This window comes from Allobosea sp. BK604, from assembly GCF_004341515.1.
Classification (GTDB): Bacteria; Pseudomonadota; Alphaproteobacteria; order Rhizobiales; family Beijerinckiaceae; genus Allobosea.
Map to the genome: position 1 here is coordinate 261,547 of NZ_SLZF01000006.1, position 18,017 is coordinate 279,563.

Consider the following 18,017-nt stretch of genomic DNA (forward strand, 5'->3'; position numbering starts at 1 on the left):
ATAGACCGTCTTGGCGAGCTGTCTATTGGTTAGGCACGACCAATGGAGACAGCAATGGGCAAGACGATCCTCATCACCGGCACCTCGTCAGGCTATGGCAAGGTGACCGCAGAACTTTTCCTCGCTCGCGGCTGGAACGTTCTGGCGACCATGCGGCGGCCCGACCGGACCGTGTTCGGAGCCGCCGCGGACCGGCTGAAAGTGCTGCCGCTCGACGTGACCGATCAGGCCAGCATCGATGCCGCCATCGCCGACGGCATCGCCGCTTTCGGCGCGATCGACGTCCTCGTGAACAATGCCGGGATCGGCATGGCCTCGGTCGTCGAGGCGACGCCGGACAGCATCATCCGCGAGATCTTCGAGACCAATACGTTCGGCGTGTTCGCGACCTGCCGCGCCATCATCCCGCATATGCGCAAGCAGGGTGGCGGCCACATCATCAACGTCACGTCGAGCACGACCATCGGGGTGATGCCGCTCGTGGCGATCTATGCCGCCAGCAAATGCGCCGTCGAGGGCTTCACGGAATCGCTCTCCTATGAGCTGGAAGGCTTTGGCATCAAGACCAGGCTGGTCGAGCCGGGTTACGCTCCGACGACGAACTTCACCGCCAATGGCGCCTCGCGCATGCAAGGCCTGATTCCAGCGGATTACGGCGCATTCGCTCAGTCCTATTTCGGCAAGATGGCGACCTATCCGACGGCCTATTGCACCGAGGAAGAGGTCGCGGAAGCCGTCTTACTTGCCGCGACCGACAGCGGCCGGACGATTCGCTACCCGGCGGGCGCGGACACCAGGCTGCTGGCCCAGTTGCGCTGGTCGACCTCGGAAGAGCGCTACATGCAGAGGATGCGGGAGATGTTCGGCTCCGGGCTTTCCGCGTAGGGGGCGAAATGCTTCGTGGTGGCGGACGGCCGGATGGACGCTTCATCGGCCGAAGCGTATGGTTGGGGCACTGCCACTACCGTCCTGGAGCATTTCCGCGTTTCTCCGAACCGCGAAAATCCTCTATCCTCTTGTTTCAGCGCATTTTCTTCACGCGAACCGGCATCCGCTTCGCTCGAAAATGCTCTAGAGATGATCTGGCCGATGGGCGAAGAACGTGTGCTACGCCGTCTCGCCGCGATCGTCGCTGCCGACGTTGTCGGCTACACCCGTTTGATGGATGCCGACGAAGAAGGGACGCTTGCGCGGCTTAAATCCATGCGTCGCGATGTGCTCCAGCGCAATGCGAAGCAGCATGGCGGCCGCATCTTCAAGACGACCGGGGACGGCGTCCTGATCGAGTTCACCAGCGCCGTCGATGCCGTCACCAGCGCCATCGCGATCCAGCGCGCCCTGCCCGCCCATAATGCTGATCTCACCGAGGGCCAGCGGCTCGCCCTGCGCATCGGCATCAGCCTCGGCGACGTCATCGTCGAAGGCGACGACCTCTATGGCAGCGGCGTCAATGTCGCGAACCGCATGCAGACCCTGGCCCCGCCGGGCGGGATCTGCATCTCCGGCAATGTGCACGAGCATGTCCGCAACACGCTGGACATCGCCTTCGACGACCTTGGCGACCAGAAGGTCAAGAATCTCGACCGCCCGATCCGGTGCTATCGCGTCCGCGATCCGGCCGAGCCTGCAGCGGCGGGGATCGTCGCGCCGGCGCCGACGCTGCCGGACACGCCCTCGATCGCAGTGCTGCCTTTCACGAATCTGAGCGGCGCCGCCGAGCAGGACTATTTCGCGGATGGCATCACCGAGGACATCATCACCGCGCTCTCGCGCCTGCGCTGGCTCTTCGTGATCGCTCGCAATTCCACCTTCTCCTACAAGGGGCGGGCCATCGATGTCCGGCAGGTCGCCCAGGAACTCGGCGTCCGCTACGTGCTGGAGGGAAGCGTGCGCGCAGCCGGGCAGCGCATCCGGATCGTCGGCCAGTTGATCGATGCCCGGACGGGCAAGCATCTCTGGGCCGAGAAATACGACCGCGACCTGACCGACGTCTTCGTCGTCCAGGACGAGATCACCAATGTCGTCGTCGCCACGATCGAGCCTCATCTCTACGCCGAAGAGGGCGCGCGGGCGGCGAGCAAGCCGCCGGGAAGCATCGATGCCTGGGGCCTCGTCGTGCGGGCCATGGGCCTGATCAACAAGGTCGGGCGTCGACAGAACGACGAGGCGCAGGCGCTGCTGCGCCAGGCCATCTCCGTCGATCCCGGATATGCGCGGGCGCATGCCCTCCTCGGCTGGGCGATCTGGTGGGCGACGCTGTGCTACTGGGTGCCGGAGACCAGGGAGGGCTACGCGCAGGCCGCCCGCCACGCCCAGGACGGGGTGTCATGCGATCCGGCCGATCCCTGGGCGCGGATGACGTTCGGCCTGTGCCTGAGCACCGCCGGCCAGCACGAGCGGGCTCTGGCGGAACTGCAGGCCGCACTGGATCTCAACCCCAGCTTCGCGCTGGGCCGCACGGCCCATGGCTGGGCCCTGCTGCGGGCCGGACATTATGACGCCGCCGTCACCGAGACCGGCAAGGCCATCCGCATGAGCCCGACGGACAGCTTCGCCGGGATCTATACCGCGATCCATGGCCTCGCCCTGCTCGGCGCCCGGCGCTTCGCGGAGGCTCTGCCCCATCTGCGCAGGTCGGTCTCCGCCTTCGCCGAATATTCGGGGCACTACAACACGCTGATCAGTTGCTGCGGCCATCTCGGGCTGATCGAGGAGGCGCAGGAGTTCATCGCCGCGCGGTCACGCGTCGGCCCGCCATTGCACCTGTCGGTTCTCCGGCAGAATCTCGGGAAATTCGCGCATTGCGACGTCTTCGTCGAAGGCCTGAAAAAGGCCGGGGTACCGGAGTGACGGCGGCTTCGCTCGAAAATGCCCTATCTCCGCCCGCCCCGCTCCCGGGACAGCCCCTTCTCCGCCAGCGCGTCGAGATAGGCCTGCATCTTCGCCTCGCCATGTTCGCCGAGTTCGCGCAGGTAGTCCCAGCCATAGATGCCGGTATCGTGCATGTCGTCGAAGGCGAGCTTGACGGCGTAATGACCGACGGGCTCGACGCGGATGATCTCGACCTCGCGCTTGCCGGGCACGGTCTGCTTCTGCGTCGGGCTGTGGCCCTGGACCTCGGCCGAGGGGCTTTCGACCCTTAGCAATTCGGCGGAGAGCGCGTAGCTCGCGCCGTCCTCGAACGCGACGTGCAAGGTGCGCTTGTCCTTGGAAAGACGGATTTCGGTCGGCCAGGCTGCTGACATCTTCGTGTTTTCCGCCAAAGGGATGTGACGATTGCCGCTATTGACGTCGCGCGTGGCGATGCCAATGTCTTGGGCACGATATAGCAATGCTGTTGCCACCACGCACGTGCGAGCAGCAGATGGTGGAAACGCGGCAGAGACGAAACCAGACGTGCTTCTCGACCCTCAAAAGCCCTTGATGCGTGCCCCCCTGATCGATCCGTTCGGTCGGGAAATCTCCTATTTGCGCATTTCGGTGACGGATCGCTGCGATTTCCGCTGCGTCTACTGCATGTCCGAGGACATGACCTTCCTGCCCAAGCGCGACCTGCTGACGCTGGAGGAGGTCGACCGCGTCGCCACGGCCTTCGTCGCGCGCGGCACCCGCAAGCTGCGCATCACCGGCGGCGAGCCGCTGGTCCGGCGCGACATCATGAACCTGTTCCGCTCGCTCTCGCGGCATCTCGCCTCGGGCGCGCTCGACGAGCTGACGCTGACCACCAACGGCTCGCAGCTCGAGCGCTATGCCAGCGAGCTCGCCGCCAGCGGCGTGCGCCGGATCAATGTCTCGCTCGACACGCTCGACCCCGAGAAATTCCGCAAGATCACGCGCTGGGGCGACCTCGCCAAGGTGCTGCGCGGCATCGAGGCGGCGCAGAAGGCGGGCCTGCGGGTCAAGATCAACGCGGTGGCGCTGAAAGGCGTCAACGAGGACGAGATCGAGCGGCTCATGAGCTGGGCGCACGGGCTCGGCATGGACCTGACCCTGATCGAGGTGATGCCGCTCGGCGAGATCGAGCCCGGCCGGATCGACCAGTTCCTGCCGCTCTCGATCGTCCGCGCCCGGCTGATGGACAAGTACACGCTCGACGACGACCCGTATCGCACCGGCGGCCCGGCGCGCTATGTCCGGGTACGCGAGACCGGCGGGCTGCTCGGCTTCATCACGCCGATGACGCATAATTTCTGCGAGAGCTGCAACCGCGTCCGCCTGACCTGCACCGGCACGCTCTATATGTGCCTGGGCCAGGAGGATGCCGCCGATCTGCGCGCGGCCGTGCGTGCGTCGGGCGACGACGCCCTGCTCTACCGCGCCATGGACGAGGCGATCTCGCGCAAGCCGAAAGGGCATGATTTCGTCATCGACCGCCGCCATGCCCGCCCCGCGGTCGGACGGCACATGAGCGTGACCGGGGGCTGAGTTCGCACGCATTTTTTCACGCGATCCGCGGGCCACTTCGCTCGAAAATGCTCCCCTTCGTTGAAGCATTTTCTTCACGCGAACCGGTGCCCACTTCGCTCGAAAATGCTCTATTGCCCGACCCCGATGACGACGGCGAAGACCGGGACCGGCTGGTTGAAGCCCTTCAGGAGCCTGGCATCGAGCTCGACGAGCGGCACGGCCGAGCCGACCGCGCTGGCCGCGGAGCGATCGATCAGGATTTCGGAATCGTCGGCGCTGGCGCATAGGCGCGCTGCGAGGTTGGTGACATTGCCGATCGCGGCGTAGTCGAGGCGGCCTTCGGAGCCGATCCGGCCGACGGTGGCAGGTCCCATCGCAAGCCCGACGCCGAAGCCGAGCCGGTGGCCGAGCGCGCGCCAGCCGACGAGGAGCTTCTGCACGCTCATCTGCATGTCGCTCGCCATCGTGACGGCGCGCATGGCCGGGTCCGGGCAGGAGACCGGCGCATTGACGAGCACCATCGCCCCGTCGCCGGTGAAGCTCAGCAGCGTCGCCTCATGCGCGCTGACCACTTTTTCAAGCGCGCCAAAATACTCGCCCAATACGGCCATGACGGTCTCGGGCTCGGACTGGGCCGAGAAGGCGGTGAAGCCACGCAGGTCGCAGAACACCACGACCACCTCGACACGCCGGCCGTCGAGCACGCTGTCATCGCCCGTGCGATCGACCAGCTCGGCCACCTGCGGCGCGAGAAAGCGCCTGAGCCGGCTGATGCGCTCCGAACGCTCCTGCGAGATCGCGAGCTCGCCCGCCATCTCGTTGAAGCGGGTGGCGAGCCGCTCGAACTCGTCGCCGGTCGCGAGGTTGATGCGGTGGTCGAACTGCCCCGCACCGATCCGTGCGACGCCGTCTTCGAGCAGGCGGATCGGCCCGGTCATGCGTTGCGCCAGCCAGTAGGCGAGCAGCGCGGCCAGCGCCGTGCCGGCAATCAGCAGCCCGCCGGTGCGCCAGAGCGCGGCATAGATCGGCTGGAACGCCTCGCTGAGAGGCTGCTTGACGATGACGCTCCAATCGAGGCCGGGAATCTGCGCCATCGCGGCCACGACCGTCGTCCGCGTGGTGTCGCGACCGGTGGCGGACTGACCGGCGCGCTCGATAATGGCGTCGCGCAGGCCCTCGAGCGGCTGCTGCGCGGCCTCCTCGGCCCGCAGCACGAGGCTGATATCGGGATGGGCGACGAGACGCCCGGGCCCGTCGAGCACGAAGGCCTCGCCGGTGCGTCCGACGCGGATGGCCGAGATCACCTCCCAGATGAACTTGAGATTGATCTCGGCGATGGCGACGCCGACCGCCGAGCGATTGCCGGCGACCGCGACCGTCATGAAGGGTTCCGAACCGCCCTGGAAGGTGACCGGACCGAACCAGGCGCGCTCCGACCTCGCTCCGAGGAAGGCGGGTTTCGTGGAATAATCGTCACCCCCCTCGATCCGGTTCAGGCCGATGCGCGAGACGAACAGGCGCTCCTTGCCGGTGGCGTCGACGAGGGTGAGGCTGGCGACGGCCGGAACCTGGCGGAGCAGGCGCAAGGCATCGAGCCTTTGCCTGTCGTCGATATTCTCGGTCCAGGGCAGTTGCACGGTCCAGCCGAGCTGCTCGCGGATGCCTTCGATGAAATCCTGGATCTTGACGGCCGCCAGCCGGGCCTCGGCGTCGAGACGATCGTTCAGCCTGGCGCGCTGGTCGTGATAGCCGAACCAGGTCTCGCTGGCGCTGGCGATCAGCAGCGGCAGCGCCACCGCGGCGAAGAGCGCGCGAAAATACTTCTTGAAGAGCGAGGTGCGCGGGGCGGATGGCGGGTCGGACACCGGATCGGTACGTGCCACGGCCCGCCGGCCTGTCATTCGATCACCCCGTCGGCGCTGCTCAGAAGCGAGGGCGGAAAGGCGATGCCGAGGGCATTGGCGGCCTTGAGATTGATGAAGAGCTCGACCTTGGTGACGCGCTGCACCGGCAGTTCCGACGGTTTCTCGCCCTTGAGGATGCGGCCAGCATAGACGCCGGTGTGTCGATGCGACTGGCCGAAATCGCCGCCATAGCTCATCAGCCCGCCCGCGATCGGGAAATCGCGCGATTGCGTGATCGCGGGAACACCATGTTTCACCGCCAGCGCGGCGAGCTGGTCGCTGCGATAGGCGAAATAGGGGTCGGAACTGAAGACGAGCCCGGCCGCCCGCATTTCGCGCACGGCGGCGAACATGCCCTCGAACTCCTTCTCGTCGCTGGCTTTCAGGGCGACCAGCTCCAGTCCGAGGCTGTCCGCCGCGGCCTGGAGGTTCTTCAGCTGTGAGGCCGAGGTCGGGCTGGTCGGATTGAGGGCAAAGGCGAAGACATTGGTGCCCCGCCGCAGCTCGTTCATGAATTCCAGCCGCTTGCGCGAGACCTCGACGCTCAGGCTCGACACGCCGGTGAGGTTGCCGCCCGGCCGGGACAGGCTGCCGACCAGGCCGAGCGCAACGGGATCGCCCCCGAGCTCGAAGACGATCGGGAGCGTCGCGCTCGCCGCCTTGGCCGCGAGCGCGACCTCGGCGCCGCCGGGCGCGACGATCACCGTCACATTGCGATTGACCAGGTCCTTGGCGAGCGCCGGCAGCTCACGGTAGCGCCCCTCCGCCCAGCGATATTCGACCGAGACATTGCGCCCCTCGACATAGCCGGTCTCGGCCAGGCCTTCGCGGAAGGCCTTGAGGCGGCTGGCATAAGGGCCCGGAGATTCCGAGCCGAGATAGCCGATAACCGGCATCGCCGCGGGCTGCGAGCGTGCCGGGACCGTCCAGACCGCAGCGGCGCCAAGCAACGCGATGAAATCGCGCCGCCTCATCCGGTCGACCGCTTCGGCATAGGTCGAGGGCAGCAAAGGCAAGGCCGTCTCTCCTTCCGACCAACATCATTTTAGCTTGAACCGCCCGATGCTAGCGCAATTCATCGGCCGCAGCATAGCGGTGTAGTGAGCATAAGTGGCCATCGAACAATACAGGCCTGAACGTGACAACTGAGCGAGCAGATCGGTTACAGTCCTCCGACGGTCGACCCTCCGCTACTGTGCTTTTGGTCACGCAGTTTGGGCGCGCGGCTTTACGTCAGCCGCAAGGCAAAGTTGCATCCACCAACTTGGCCTGGGTCGATATTCGACCATGAAAGCGTCCTTGCTGCGCCCCCTCGCCCGGGAGCAGTCTTCCACGCGCAGCATTGCCACCGCCCGGAAGAGGAGGAAATCATGGATGCCATGGCGACCGAGACCTTCAGCAGCCAGATGCGCGGCCCTGTGCTCACCCGGATGGATGCCGAATACGACACGGTGCGCAGCCTCTACAATGGCATGATCGACAAGAGCCCCAAGGTGATCGCGCGTTGCGCCGATGTCGCCGATGTCGTCACCGCCGTGAAATTCGCCCATGACAACGACCTGCGCGTCGCGATCCGCGCCGGCGGCCATAATGGCCCCGGCCTCGGCAGCGTCGATGACGGGCTGATGATCGACCTTTCGCTGATGAAGGGCGTGCGCGTCGATCCTGCCGCGCGCACCGTGCGCGCCGGCGCCGGCTGCACGCAGGGCGATGTCGACCACGCCAGCCACGCCTATGGCCTCGCCGTGCCGGCCGGCATCGTCTCGAGCACCGGCATCGCCGGGCTCACGCTGGGCGGCGGCACCGGCTACCTGACCCGCAAATACGGCCTGACCATCGACAACCTGCTCGAGGCCGATGTCGTGCTCGCCGATGGCCGCATCGTCACGGCCAGCGCCTCGGAGAATCCCGATCTCTACTGGGGCCTGCGCGGCGGCGGCGGCAATTTCGGCATCGTCACCAGCTTCCTGTTCCAGGCCCATCCGGTGAACATGGTCTATGCCGGGCCGGTCTTCTGGGACATCAAGGACGCGAAGCGGGTGATGAAGACCTATCGCGACTTCCTGCCCGGCGCGCCGGAGGAGCTCGGCGCCTTCGTCGGGCTGAAGACGGTTCCGCCGGTCGACCCCTTCCCGGCCGAGCATCAGGGCAAGCGGGCCTGCGCCATCATCGCCTGCTATAACGGCCCGACCGCGCGCGGACAGGCGGTGATGGCCGAGTTGCTGAGCGAGCTGCCGGAGCCGCTGTTCAACTGGATGGGCGAGATGCCCTTCCCGGCGCTGCAATCGATGTTCGATCCGTTCTTCCCGAAAGGGATGCAATGGTACTGGCGCGGCGACTTCGTGAAGGAACTCAGCGACCAGGCGATCGACGCGCATGTTGCGCAGGCGCAGGAGGTGCCGAGCGCGCTCTGCCTGATGCATCTCTACCCGATCGACGGCGCCGTCCGTCGCATCGGCAAGAGCGAGACCGCCTGGAACACGCGCGACGCGACCTGGTCGATGGTGATCGCCGGCATCGACCCCAATCCGCAGAAGGCCGGCGAGATCACGCGCTGGACCAAGGTCTATTGGGAGGCGGTGCATCCCTATTCGGCCAAGGGCTGCTATGTGAACTTCATGATGGAGGATGGCGACGACAGCCGGCTGCAGGCCACCTATGGCGACAATTACGAGCGGCTCATCGCGCTGAAGGCGAAATACGACCCGGACAATTTCTTCCGGATCAACCAGAACATCCGGCCGATGCACGCATAGAGCATTTTCGGGCGAAGTGGATACCGGTTCGCGTGAAGAAAATGCGTTAAAGTAAAGGATTGGAGCGCTTCCGCGCTTCGGAGATGCGCGAAAGTGCTCCAGACCGCCGCGCGCCCTTCCGGACGCGAACGTGGCACAGGCGGCGCGCTCACATCCTGTAGGCCATGCGCACGCCGCCCCAGTGCCGGCCGTTGATGCGCAAGGGTGCGTCGACCTCGCGCATGACATGGGTGACGCCGCCGCCCATGTCGCGGTGATAGGACTGGACCAGGAAAGTCCTGATCGAGCGCGCCGCCATCACGCCGGCGCGGTCGTCGAAAATGCGGCGGTTACGGCTATGGGCCGTGTTCCAGACCGTCTCGCCCGGGCGCTGCTTCTGGGCGAAGGCGGTGTTGTGCACCGGGATATAGCCGCTGCGGTCGATCGGCACCGCGAAGACGAGGCGCGGATCGCTGCCCAGGGTCTCGGCCAGGATCGGCGGCAGCAGCGCCTCCAGCGCCGGCAGGGCGCGATGGTTGAATTGCTGCGGGTCGGTGCCGGCGATCGGCTGATAGTCGATATCGAAGAGGTCGGACTCGCTGACCTTGCCCTCGTGCAGCGCCTGCTCGAACAGCCGGGCGACGCGGGCGGCGAACTGCTGGGCGCGGTCGATCAGCGGGCGATAGGACTGCTCGATCTCGCCGAGCAGCCGGCGCAGCGGCTCATGCTCGCCGACGGCCATCGCATCGAAGGCGACATGCAGCCCGAGCTCGCTCTTCGCCATCAGGCGGCAGGCGAGCGGCGGCAGGTCGGCAATGGTGATCGAGCCGGAGAGGCCGGGCTGCACCTTCGGCGTGCCCTGGCCGGCGAGCAGCGCGCCGCCCAGTCCGAGATCGACGGTCTGCGAGGAGAAGCTGACCGAGCCGAAGCGAGCCTGGACCGGATATTCGGCCGGGAACCGGTCATGCTGGCGGCGATCGGCGAAGGCGGTATGGCGCAGCAGCGGCACGAAGCGCCCGAGCAGGCTTTCCGCCTGGCGCGCGCCATCCGACATCGCGCCGCGCGCCTCGGCGCTGCGCGCGGCGGCGGCGAGCGCCATCTCGTCGATCTCGCCGACCTGGCGCGAGACCGTGTCGATGAAGCGGGCGGTCTCGTCGGCGCTGCGCGAGAGCTCGGCCGCGGCGGCCGCCTGCTCATGCGCGGCGCTGCCGATCGCGGCGATGACCGGGTTGACGTCCCGGACCATCTGCAGCGCGTCGTTGACGATGCCGGCCGAGCCCTGCGCGGTCTGGGCCAGGCGGTCGACGCGGCTGCGGATCGAGTCCACCGCCTCGCGCACCTCGATCGAGAGCGCCTTGACCTCCTGCGCCACGACGCCGAAGCCACGGCCGGATTCACCGGCGCGCGAGGCCTCGATCGTCGCGTTGAGCGCAAGCAGGTTGGTCTGGCGGGCGATCTCGGCAATCGAATCGACGATGGAGCGGATCTCGACCGTGGCGATGGCGAGGCCGGTCATCATCTGGGTCGCCTCGCCGGCCCGCGTCGCCGCGGCCTCGAGCATGTCGCGGGCGCCGTTCATCGAGCTGCCGACCTGTTCGGCTGCGTCGGAGACCTGCTGGGTCGCGGTCGCGAGCGCGCTCGAATTGATGCTCGCGGTCTCGGCCGCCTGCCTGAGATCGCCGGTGCGCTTGTGGATGCCGATCGAGCCGTCCTCGGCCTGGCTCGAGGTGTGCTCGGCCTGGTAGAGGCGCCCGGTCAGCCGGCGCAGGGCGGCGACGACATCCTGTTCGAGGGCGCCGACCGCCTCGCGAATCGAGATCTCGGTATCCTGCGGATCGCTCTCGTCATAGCTCAAAGCCGGAAGACGCGCGGAATCGGCCAGCACATGCGGCCCCGTGGGTATGGCGCGGTTTCGGCCGCCCAACCAGCGCCGGAGCCTGTCGCGAAGCATCAGTAATCCCGCTCAGCAAAGAACCCAGCGTTTATCCTTTCATAACGTTAAGAAAGCCTCACCTAAGGTCAGGCCTGATGGCATGGAGCCCTGCTACTAAAAGCGCTTCGCAACTCCGCGGATCATGCTCTAAAGCTCGGTCCGGCCCGCTTGCCGGCTGAATTTCCCCGCTCCCTGCGCAAGGTCCCGCCATGACGAGCCAGAGCTATGACGTGATCGTCGCCGGCGTCGGCGCCATGGGCTCGGCCGCCTGCTGGCACCTCGCCCGACGCGGGCTGAAGGTGCTCGGCCTGGAGCGCTTCGACCTCGGCCATGCGATGGGCTCCTCGCACGGGCTCAACCGGATCATCCGCCTCGCCTATTTCGAGGGCTCGCATTACGTGCCGATCGTCCGGCGCGCGCATGAGCTCTGGGCGCAGACAGGCACTGAGGCCGGAATGCAGCTGCTGCACGTCACCGGCTCCCTCGACCTCGCGCCAGAGGGTGCTGGCATGGTCGAATCCTCGCTGAAATCCTGCCTCGATCACGGGCTGGCCCATGACGTGCTTGATGGCAAGGAGATCGCCCGGCGCTTTCCAGCCTTCCATCTGCCGGCCGGGCATCTCGGGCTCTGGCAGCCGGATGGCGGCTTCGTCGCCTCCGAGAAGGCGATCTACGCCCATGTCGGGTTGGCGCAGGCGCGCGGCGGCGAGATCCGCACCAGCGAGCCGCTGCTCGACTGGGCGCCGACCGCCGATGGCGGCGTGACCGTGCGCACCGAGCGCGGCACCTATTCGGCCGGACGCCTCGTCATCACCTCCGGCGGCTGGATCACCGACGCCGTGCCGGCGCTCGCGCCGAAGCTCAGGACGGTGCGCCAGGCGATCGGCTGGTTCGCCACGCGCAAGCCCGAGCTGTTCCGGCAAGACGCCTTCCCGGTCTTCATCCTCACGGTCGAAGAAGGCAGTTTCTACGGCTTCCCGCTCTACGAGCATCCAGGCTTCAAGCTCGGCGGACCGCATTTCGCCCGCGAGCCGATGGACCCGCGCGAGCCCGACCGCACACCGAGCCCGCGGCAGGTCGCCATGATCCGGGAATGCCTCGCGCGCTACCTGCCCGATGCCGCCGGCGACCCGCTGACGCTGAAGGGTTGCGTCTATACCGTCTCGCCGGACGAAGATTTCGTGATCGATGCGGTGCCCGGCGTGCCGCAGGCCGTCTTCGCCTCGTGCTGCTCGGGCCATGGCTTCAAATTCGCCAGCGCCATCGGCGAAATCCTCGCCGATCTCTCGACCAGCGGCCGATCGGCCTTCGATCTTTCTCCCTTCTCGCTCGGCCGCCCCGCGGCCTGAGCCGAGATCTCCCGACAGGACGCCGTCTTGGCCAGCGCAGCCCAGAACCGCCGCGGAATCATCGCGATGCTGATCGCGATGACGCTCTTCGTCGGCAACGACACGCTGATGAAGCTCGCGCGCGAGGTCTATCCCGCGGGCCAGGCGATCGCACTCAGGGCGATCTTCGCCATCAGCGCCGGCCTCGCCCTGGTCTTCATCTTCGGCGAGGCGCGCAAGATCGGCATGGCGCTGAAGCCGATCGTGCTGCTGCGCGGCGTGATCGAGGCCATGGTGGCGCTGACCTTCATCTGGGCGCTGGCCGGGCTGCCGCTCGGCGACATCACCGCGATCCTGATGGCGTCTCCGCTGATCATCGTCGTGATCGCAGTCGTGCTGAAGATCGAGCGCGTCGGCTGGCGCCGGGCGGCGGCGCTGGTGGTCGGCTTCGTCGGCGTGCTGATCGTGATCAGGCCGGCGCCGGAAAGCTTCAACGCAGCCGCCATCCTCGCCCTGATCAGCGCCGTTCTGGTCGCGGCGCGCGACCTGATGACCCGCAAGATCGGCAGCGACGTGCCCTCCACCGTGGTCTCGCTGACGACCACTGTCATCGTCGCCGCGACCTCGCTCGGCGTCGGCCTGTTCGAGAGCTGGCAGCCGGCCTGGCGGGTCGAGACCGCCTATCTCGCGGTCGCGGCGGTGCTGGTCACGCTTGGCAGCCTCCTGATCGTCATCGCCTTCCGCGACACCGATGTCGGCATCGTCTCGGGCTATCGCTATTCCGTCGTCGTCATCGCCGTGCTGATCGGCTACCTGGTCTGGGGCGACATCCCTGCCCCCTCGGCCGCGTTCGGCATCGCGCTGATCGTCGGCAGCGGGCTCTACACACTGCACCGGGCGCGCGTGCGGCCGGATTCCAAGCTCAAGCTCGAAAGCGGCCCGACACCATGACCGCCAAGGCGGCAGCGGCCAGGCCGACGCTGCTGGTGCTGGTCGCGATCTCGACCCTGCAGCCGATCGCGCTCAACCTGCTGGCGCCCGCGACACCGGCGCTCGCGCGCGCCTTCGGCGCGAGCTACGCGACGATCCAGCTCACGCTGACGCTGTTCCTCGTCGCGGTGGCGCTGACCCAGCTCATCATCGGCCCGCTCTCGGACCGGTTCGGCCGGCGTCCCTGCGTCACGCTCGGCATCGTGGTCTTCGTGCTCGGCTCGTTGCTCGGCGCGCTGTCGCAATCCACAGCCGTGCTTCTGACCGCACGCGTGCTGGAGGGCGCCGGCTCGGGCATCGCCTTCGCGCTGGCGCGCGCCATCATCAGGGACACGGCGAGCAAGGACCAGGCGGCGAGCCAGATCGCCAGCGTCACCATGGTCATGGTCGTGGCGCCGATGATCTCGCCCTATCTCGGCGGCCATATCGAGACCTGGTTCGGCTGGCGCGCGATCTTCTGGACGATGACCTGCTTCGGCACGGCCGTGCTGCTGCTCGCCACGTTCAAGCTGCCGGAGACGGCGCCGAGCGTCGGGATCCGGACGTCGCTCTTCGGCATCTTCCGCGCCTTTCCGGCGCTGATCGGAGATCGCGGCTTCCTCGTCAACGTCGTGTCGGTGACGATGACCTCCGGCGCCTTCTTCGCGTTCGTCGCGGCGGCGCCCTATATCGTCGTCGAGGTGATGGGCCGCGGCTCGGATGTCTACGGCGCCTATTTCGTCCTGAACGCCCTGGGCTACATGCTCGGCAACTTCTTCATGTCGCGGCGGGTCGTGCGCTACGGCACGGCGCGCATGGTGCGGATCGGGCTGATCATCTCCTTCGCGGCAATGAGCGCCGGGATCGCGTTCTCGTTCAGCCCTTGGTGGACGCCGCTGACGCTGTTCGTACCGCTCGCCTTCAGCGCGCTCGGCAATGGCCTGACCATTCCCGGCTCGACCGCCGCCGCGCTCTCGGCCAAGCCCGAGCTCGCCGGCTCGGCCGCGGGATTGATGGGCGCGATCCAGCTCGGCCTGAGCGCGCTCGCGACCGTGATCATCAGCCGGCTGGTGACGCTATGGCCGCAGGCGCTGATCCTGATGATGTGGGCGATGACCGGGGCCGGCCTTTATTGCCTGCGCTTCAACAGGTTCAAGCGCGGCGGCTGATCCGGGCCCTGTCAGAGCATTTCCGCGCTTCCACGAATCGCTAAAATTCTCTAACCTTTTGTTTTAACGCATTTTCTTTACGCGAACCGGTATCCACTTCGCTCGAAAATGCTCTAGCGATAGAAGCCGCCCTCGTAGCGATCGCGGTTGAGCTTGCCGACCTCGCCCCCGCCGACGAAGACGGCGCGCATCTCGCCAAGCCCGGTATTGCCGCGGGCCTCGACATAGCCGTCAGCCCGGGCGGCGGAGCCGTAGGACGAGCCACGCGTGCTGTAGGAGCGCTTGCCGAACTCGGCCCGCACCTGACCGCCGGCGCGCACGCAGAGCGTCGAGCCCTCGACCTTGACGAAGCCCGGCCCGTATTCCGGGCAGGCGCGCGCGGGCGCATGGGCCTTGGCAGAGGGAAGCCGGCTCTTCGCGGTCGGCTCGCCGCCACGGCCCGGAATGGGCTCGCCGATCGACTGCGCGGCTGCGGGCGCGGCGACGGCAAGCGTGGCGAGCAGGCAGAGGGCGAAGCGCGGCATCGGGGACATCCTCATGTCGAAGCAGTTCGGCACATCGTCATCATGCCGCTAAATCACAAGCACGGCAAAGCGATGGCCGCAGCAATGTGATCGCCCATGAAAAACCCCGGCCTTGCGGCCGGGGTTTTCGAGTTGGCCGGAACCCGGCGATCGCTCTTTTCAGAGCTGATTGGCCGCGCGAGCGCGGATCAGGAAATTGTCGAAGGAATATTCGGCGATCTGGAACCAGAGATATTCGTCGCCGCGGAAGGCCGACATCGCCTCGTAGATCTTCTTGAAGTCGGGGTTCTTGGCGCTGGTCTCGGCATAGACCTCCCTCGATGATTTCAGGCAGGCCTCCAGGATCTCCTGCGAGAATGGGCGCAGCTGCGCGCCGCCGCCGACGAGACGCTTCAACGCCGCCGGGTTGCGGGCATCGTATTTCGCGGTCATGTCGACATTGGCGAGGCCGGCAGCCGTGGTCAGGATCGACTTGTAGACCTTCGGCAGCCCTTCCCATTTCGCCGTGTTGATGAAGAAGTGCAGCGCCGCACCGCCCTCCCACCAGCCGGGATAATAGTAATAGGGCGCGACCTTGTTGAAGCCGAGCTTCTCGTCATCGGCCGGCCCGACCCATTCGGCAGCGTCGATCGTGCCCTTTTCCAGCGCCGGATAGATGTCGCCGCCGCCGATCTGCTGCGGCACGACGCCGAGCTTGCTCATCACCTGGCCGGCGAAGCCGCCGATACGCATCTTGACGCCCTGGAGATCGGCGGCCGTCTTGATCTCCTTGCGGAACCAGCCGCCCATCTGGCAGCCGGTATTGCCGCCGGGAAGCGCGTAGATGTTATGCTTCTTGTAGAATTCGTTGAGCAGGTCCATGCCGCCGCCATGGTAGAACCAGGCGTTCTGCTGGCGGGTATTGAGGCCGAACGGCACAGCCGTGCCGAATGCGAAGGTCGGATCCTTGCCGACATAGTAATAGGACGCGGTGTGGCACATCTCGACGGTGCCGTTGGTGACCGCGTCCGAAGCCTGCAGCGCCGGCACGATCTCGCCGGCAGCGAAGACCTGGATCTGGAACTTGCCGTCGGTCGCTTCGGAGACGGCCTTGGAGAGCACTTCCGAGGCGCCGTAGATCGTGTCGAGCGATTTCGGGAAAGAAGAGGTGACGCGCCACTTCACCTCCGGATAGCTTTGCGCGATGGCCGGGCTCGCAATGATCCCCGCGGCAGCGGCACCTGTGCCGGCCACCTTCAAGAATTGACGACGCTTCATTGGACAGCCCCTCCCAGAGCTGATGGCGCGCCGGTTGATCCGGCTTTGCGCCTCCCCGCTCGCAAGCAAAGCAGGTCTTTCACGCCACGCAAGAGAAAATGCATGGCACCTATGCAAAATTCGCAAGTTTTAAGACTTAAGGCTTAGCCGGCGAGGCAATTTTGCGCGTATCCAGGCCGACGGCCGGCAAAAAAGAAAAAAGCCCGGCTCGCGCCGGGCTTTTCGGATGTCTGGTTCGGCGCGGACGCGCCGAAATGCTCTCGACTCAGCGGGCGCGCGTGCGCACCTGGAAGACGTCGAAGGTGAGCTCGGCGACCTGCCACCAGAGGTACTGGTCGGCGCGGAACGCGGCCATCGCATCGATCGCCTTCTTGAAATCGGGGTTCTTGGCCGAGATCTCGCCATAGAGCTCGTTCGAGGCCTTGAGGCAGGCTTCCATCACGTCCTGCGGGAAGGGACGCAGCTGCGTGCCGGCGCCGACGAGGCGCTTCAGCGCGGCCGGGTTCTGCACGTCGTATTTCGCCGCCATCTGGGTGTTGGCATAGGTGCAGGCGGCGGTCAGCGCAGCCTGATAGGCCTTCGGCAGCGAATTCCACTTCTCGAGATTGACGAAGGCGTGGACGGCCGGACCACCTTCCCAGAAGCCGGGATAGTAGTAGTACGGGGCGACCTTGGCGAAGCCGAGCTTCTCGTCATCGTAGGGGCCGACCCATTCGGCGCCGTCGATCGTGCCCTTCTCGAGCGCCGGGTAGATGTCGCCGCCGCCGAGCTGCTGCGGCACGAGGCCGAGCTTCTGCAGGACCGAGCCGGCGATGCCGCCGATGCGCATCTTGAGGCCCTGGATGTCGGCGACCGTCTTGATCTCCTTGCGGAACCAGCCGCCCATCTGCGCGCCGGTATTGCCGCAGGGCAGGCCGTAGATGTTGAACTTCTTGTAGAATTCGTTGAACAGGTCGTTGCCGCCGCCCTGGAACAGCCAGGCATTCTGCTGGCGGGCATTGAGGCCGAACGGGACCGAGGCCGCGATGGCGAAGGTCGGATCCTTGCCGACATAGTAATACGAGACGGTGTGCGCCATCTCGACGGTGTTGTTGCTGACCGCATCGGCCGCCTGCAGCGCCGGGACGATCTCGCCGGCCGCGAAGACCTGGATCTGGAACTTGCCGTCGGTCAGGTCGGAGACCATCTTGGCCATGACCTCGGCGCCGCCATAGATCGTATCGAGCGACTTCGGGAAGCTGGAGGCGAGCCGCCACTTCACCTCGGGGTTGGACTGGGCCACGGCAGGCATGGCGACCGCGGAAGCGGCGGCGCCCGCCGTAGCGACCTGGATAAATTGACGGCGCTTCATGAAGGCATCTCCTCAGCTTCTGGCAGGACCAAGCGCAGACGGGTTCGTCCCGTCCTGCGGCATGTCAGGACAATGGTGATGGGTTTTGACGGTCAGCAAGGGCCGGTGGCGTTGTTCTTTCGTTGCAACGCGTTGGAGCATGCTCCGCAAAAGTGGTTCCCACGTTTGCGAGCCAGAACATGCTCGAAAGATATACTTGGCGCGAATTCTGATCGTTCGGCCGAAATCCGGCCGACCAGAAAGCGCGCCTCCGGCAAAGAGCGATACTTGCACAATTTGTGCGCACTTCTCCCTAGACGTCATACGACAGACGACCATAGCTCCAAGGCTCGACAATTGCGCCCGAGGCATGGCACGGCTGCAGCCGAAGCGCATGGTACTTTTCGGCGGCGCGGTCAACCTCCGCGCCCGACTCATTGGCCGAAAGACGTAAGGGAGTG

General features: G+C 66.3%; 14 protein-coding genes. 7 read left to right on the plus strand and 7 right to left on the minus strand.

The window, feature by feature from the left end:
• The first annotated feature begins 54 nt into the window (after positions 1–54).
• Entirely contained in the window at positions 55–885 is an 831-nt protein-coding gene (locus EV560_RS19910; protein WP_131857540.1) for an SDR family oxidoreductase, read from the plus strand.
• A gap of 204 nt (positions 886–1,089) precedes the next feature.
• Positions 1,090–2,850 (plus strand): adenylate/guanylate cyclase domain-containing protein, encoded by a 1,761-nt coding sequence (locus EV560_RS19915; protein ID WP_207908071.1) that lies wholly within the window; start codon positions 1,090–1,092, stop codon positions 2,848–2,850.
• Positions 2,851–2,873: 23 nt separating this feature from the next.
• On the opposite strand, the gene EV560_RS19920 is transcribed toward EV560_RS19915, so the two are convergent.
• Entirely contained in the window at positions 2,874–3,245 is a 372-nt protein-coding gene (locus EV560_RS19920; protein ID WP_131857542.1) for a gamma-butyrobetaine hydroxylase family protein, read from the minus strand.
• Between the two features lie 178 nt (positions 3,246–3,423).
• Between EV560_RS19920 and moaA the strand changes: the two genes are divergently transcribed.
• On the plus strand, positions 3,424–4,425 hold the full coding sequence (gene moaA / locus EV560_RS19925; protein ID WP_131857543.1) for a GTP 3',8-cyclase MoaA: 1,002 nt from the start codon (positions 3,424–3,426) through the stop codon (positions 4,423–4,425).
• A gap of 110 nt (positions 4,426–4,535) precedes the next feature.
• Here moaA and EV560_RS19930 read toward each other — a convergent pair whose 3' ends face one another.
• Together EV560_RS19930 and EV560_RS19935 are read right to left on the minus strand one after the other, a co-directional pair.
• A complete protein-coding gene (locus EV560_RS19930; RefSeq protein ID WP_248312139.1) occupies positions 4,536–6,290 on the minus strand; it encodes a cache domain-containing protein in 1,755 nt (584 codons plus the stop codon).
• A 14-nt stretch (positions 6,291–6,304) separates the two neighbouring features.
• Positions 6,305–7,285: an ABC transporter substrate-binding protein gene (locus EV560_RS19935; protein WP_131857779.1), complete on the minus strand. Its 981-nt coding sequence runs from the start codon at positions 7,283–7,285 to the stop codon at positions 6,305–6,307.
• Between the two features lie 396 nt (positions 7,286–7,681).
• On the opposite strand from EV560_RS19935, the gene EV560_RS19940 reads away from it, so the two are divergent.
• Positions 7,682–9,067: an FAD-binding oxidoreductase gene (locus tag EV560_RS19940; protein WP_131857545.1), complete on the plus strand. Its 1,386-nt coding sequence runs from the start codon at positions 7,682–7,684 to the stop codon at positions 9,065–9,067.
• Positions 9,068–9,215: 148 nt separating this feature from the next.
• On the opposite strand, the gene EV560_RS19945 is transcribed toward EV560_RS19940, so the two are convergent.
• Entirely contained in the window at positions 9,216–10,997 is a 1,782-nt protein-coding gene (locus EV560_RS19945) for a methyl-accepting chemotaxis protein (RefSeq protein WP_131857546.1), read from the minus strand.
• A gap of 191 nt (positions 10,998–11,188) precedes the next feature.
• Between EV560_RS19945 and solA the strand changes: the two genes are divergently transcribed.
• Genes solA through EV560_RS19960 form a run of 3 tightly spaced genes read left to right on the plus strand, consistent with a single transcriptional unit; the run spans position 11,189 to position 14,445 of the window.
• Positions 11,189–12,328, plus strand: coding sequence for an N-methyl-L-tryptophan oxidase (gene solA / locus EV560_RS19950; protein WP_131857547.1), 1,140 nt, complete (start codon positions 11,189–11,191; stop codon positions 12,326–12,328).
• Between the two features lie 27 nt (positions 12,329–12,355).
• A complete protein-coding gene (locus EV560_RS19955) occupies positions 12,356–13,258 on the plus strand; it encodes a DMT family transporter (protein ID WP_131857548.1) in 903 nt (300 codons plus the stop codon).
• A complete protein-coding gene (locus tag EV560_RS19960; protein ID WP_131857549.1) occupies positions 13,255–14,445 on the plus strand; it encodes a multidrug effflux MFS transporter in 1,191 nt (396 codons plus the stop codon). Before EV560_RS19955 ends, EV560_RS19960 begins: the two co-directional genes overlap by 4 nt.
• Positions 14,446–14,558: 113 nt before the next feature.
• Here the strand turns inward: EV560_RS19960 and EV560_RS19965 are convergent, their stop codons facing one another.
• The 3 genes from EV560_RS19965 to EV560_RS19975 form a co-directional block, all read right to left on the minus strand.
• A complete protein-coding gene (locus tag EV560_RS19965) occupies positions 14,559–14,969 on the minus strand; it encodes a porin (protein WP_131857550.1) in 411 nt (136 codons plus the stop codon).
• Positions 14,970–15,128: 159 nt separating this feature from the next.
• Positions 15,129–16,226, minus strand: a complete 1,098-nt coding sequence (locus EV560_RS19970; RefSeq protein ID WP_131857551.1) for a TRAP transporter substrate-binding protein — start codon at positions 16,224–16,226, stop codon at positions 15,129–15,131.
• Between the two features lie 265 nt (positions 16,227–16,491).
• On the minus strand, positions 16,492–17,577 hold the full coding sequence (locus tag EV560_RS19975; RefSeq protein ID WP_131857552.1) for a TRAP transporter substrate-binding protein: 1,086 nt from the start codon (positions 17,575–17,577) through the stop codon (positions 16,492–16,494).
• Positions 17,578–18,017 lie beyond the last annotated feature (440 nt).

Bases quoted from the DNA above. Each gene is read 5' to 3' on its own strand.
- EV560_RS19910 (WP_131857540.1), top strand. From the start codon at position 55: ATGGGCAAGACGATCCTCATCACCGGCACCTCGTCAGGCTATGGCAAG.
- EV560_RS19915 (WP_207908071.1), top strand. From the start codon at position 1,090: ATGGGCGAAGAACGTGTGCTACGCCGTCTCGCCGCGATCGTCGCTGCC.
- EV560_RS19920 (WP_131857542.1), bottom strand. From the start codon at position 3,245: ATGTCAGCAGCCTGGCCGACCGAAATCCGTCTTTCCAAGGACAAGCGC.
- moaA (WP_131857543.1), top strand. From the start codon at position 3,424: ATGCGTGCCCCCCTGATCGATCCGTTCGGTCGGGAAATCTCCTATTTG.
- EV560_RS19935 (WP_131857779.1), bottom strand. From the start codon at position 7,285: ATGAGGCGGCGCGATTTCATCGCGTTGCTTGGCGCCGCTGCGGTCTGG.
- EV560_RS19940 (WP_131857545.1), top strand. From the start codon at position 7,682: ATGGATGCCATGGCGACCGAGACCTTCAGCAGCCAGATGCGCGGCCCT.
- EV560_RS19945 (WP_131857546.1), bottom strand. From the start codon at position 10,997: ATGCTTCGCGACAGGCTCCGGCGCTGGTTGGGCGGCCGAAACCGCGCC.
- solA (WP_131857547.1), top strand. From the start codon at position 11,189: ATGACGAGCCAGAGCTATGACGTGATCGTCGCCGGCGTCGGCGCCATG.
- EV560_RS19960 (WP_131857549.1), top strand. From the start codon at position 13,255: ATGACCGCCAAGGCGGCAGCGGCCAGGCCGACGCTGCTGGTGCTGGTC.
- EV560_RS19965 (WP_131857550.1), bottom strand. From the start codon at position 14,969: ATGCCGCGCTTCGCCCTCTGCCTGCTCGCCACGCTTGCCGTCGCCGCG.
- EV560_RS19970 (WP_131857551.1), bottom strand. From the start codon at position 16,226: ATGAAGCGTCGTCAATTCTTGAAGGTGGCCGGCACAGGTGCCGCTGCC.
- EV560_RS19975 (WP_131857552.1), bottom strand. From the start codon at position 17,577: ATGAAGCGCCGTCAATTTATCCAGGTCGCTACGGCGGGCGCCGCCGCT.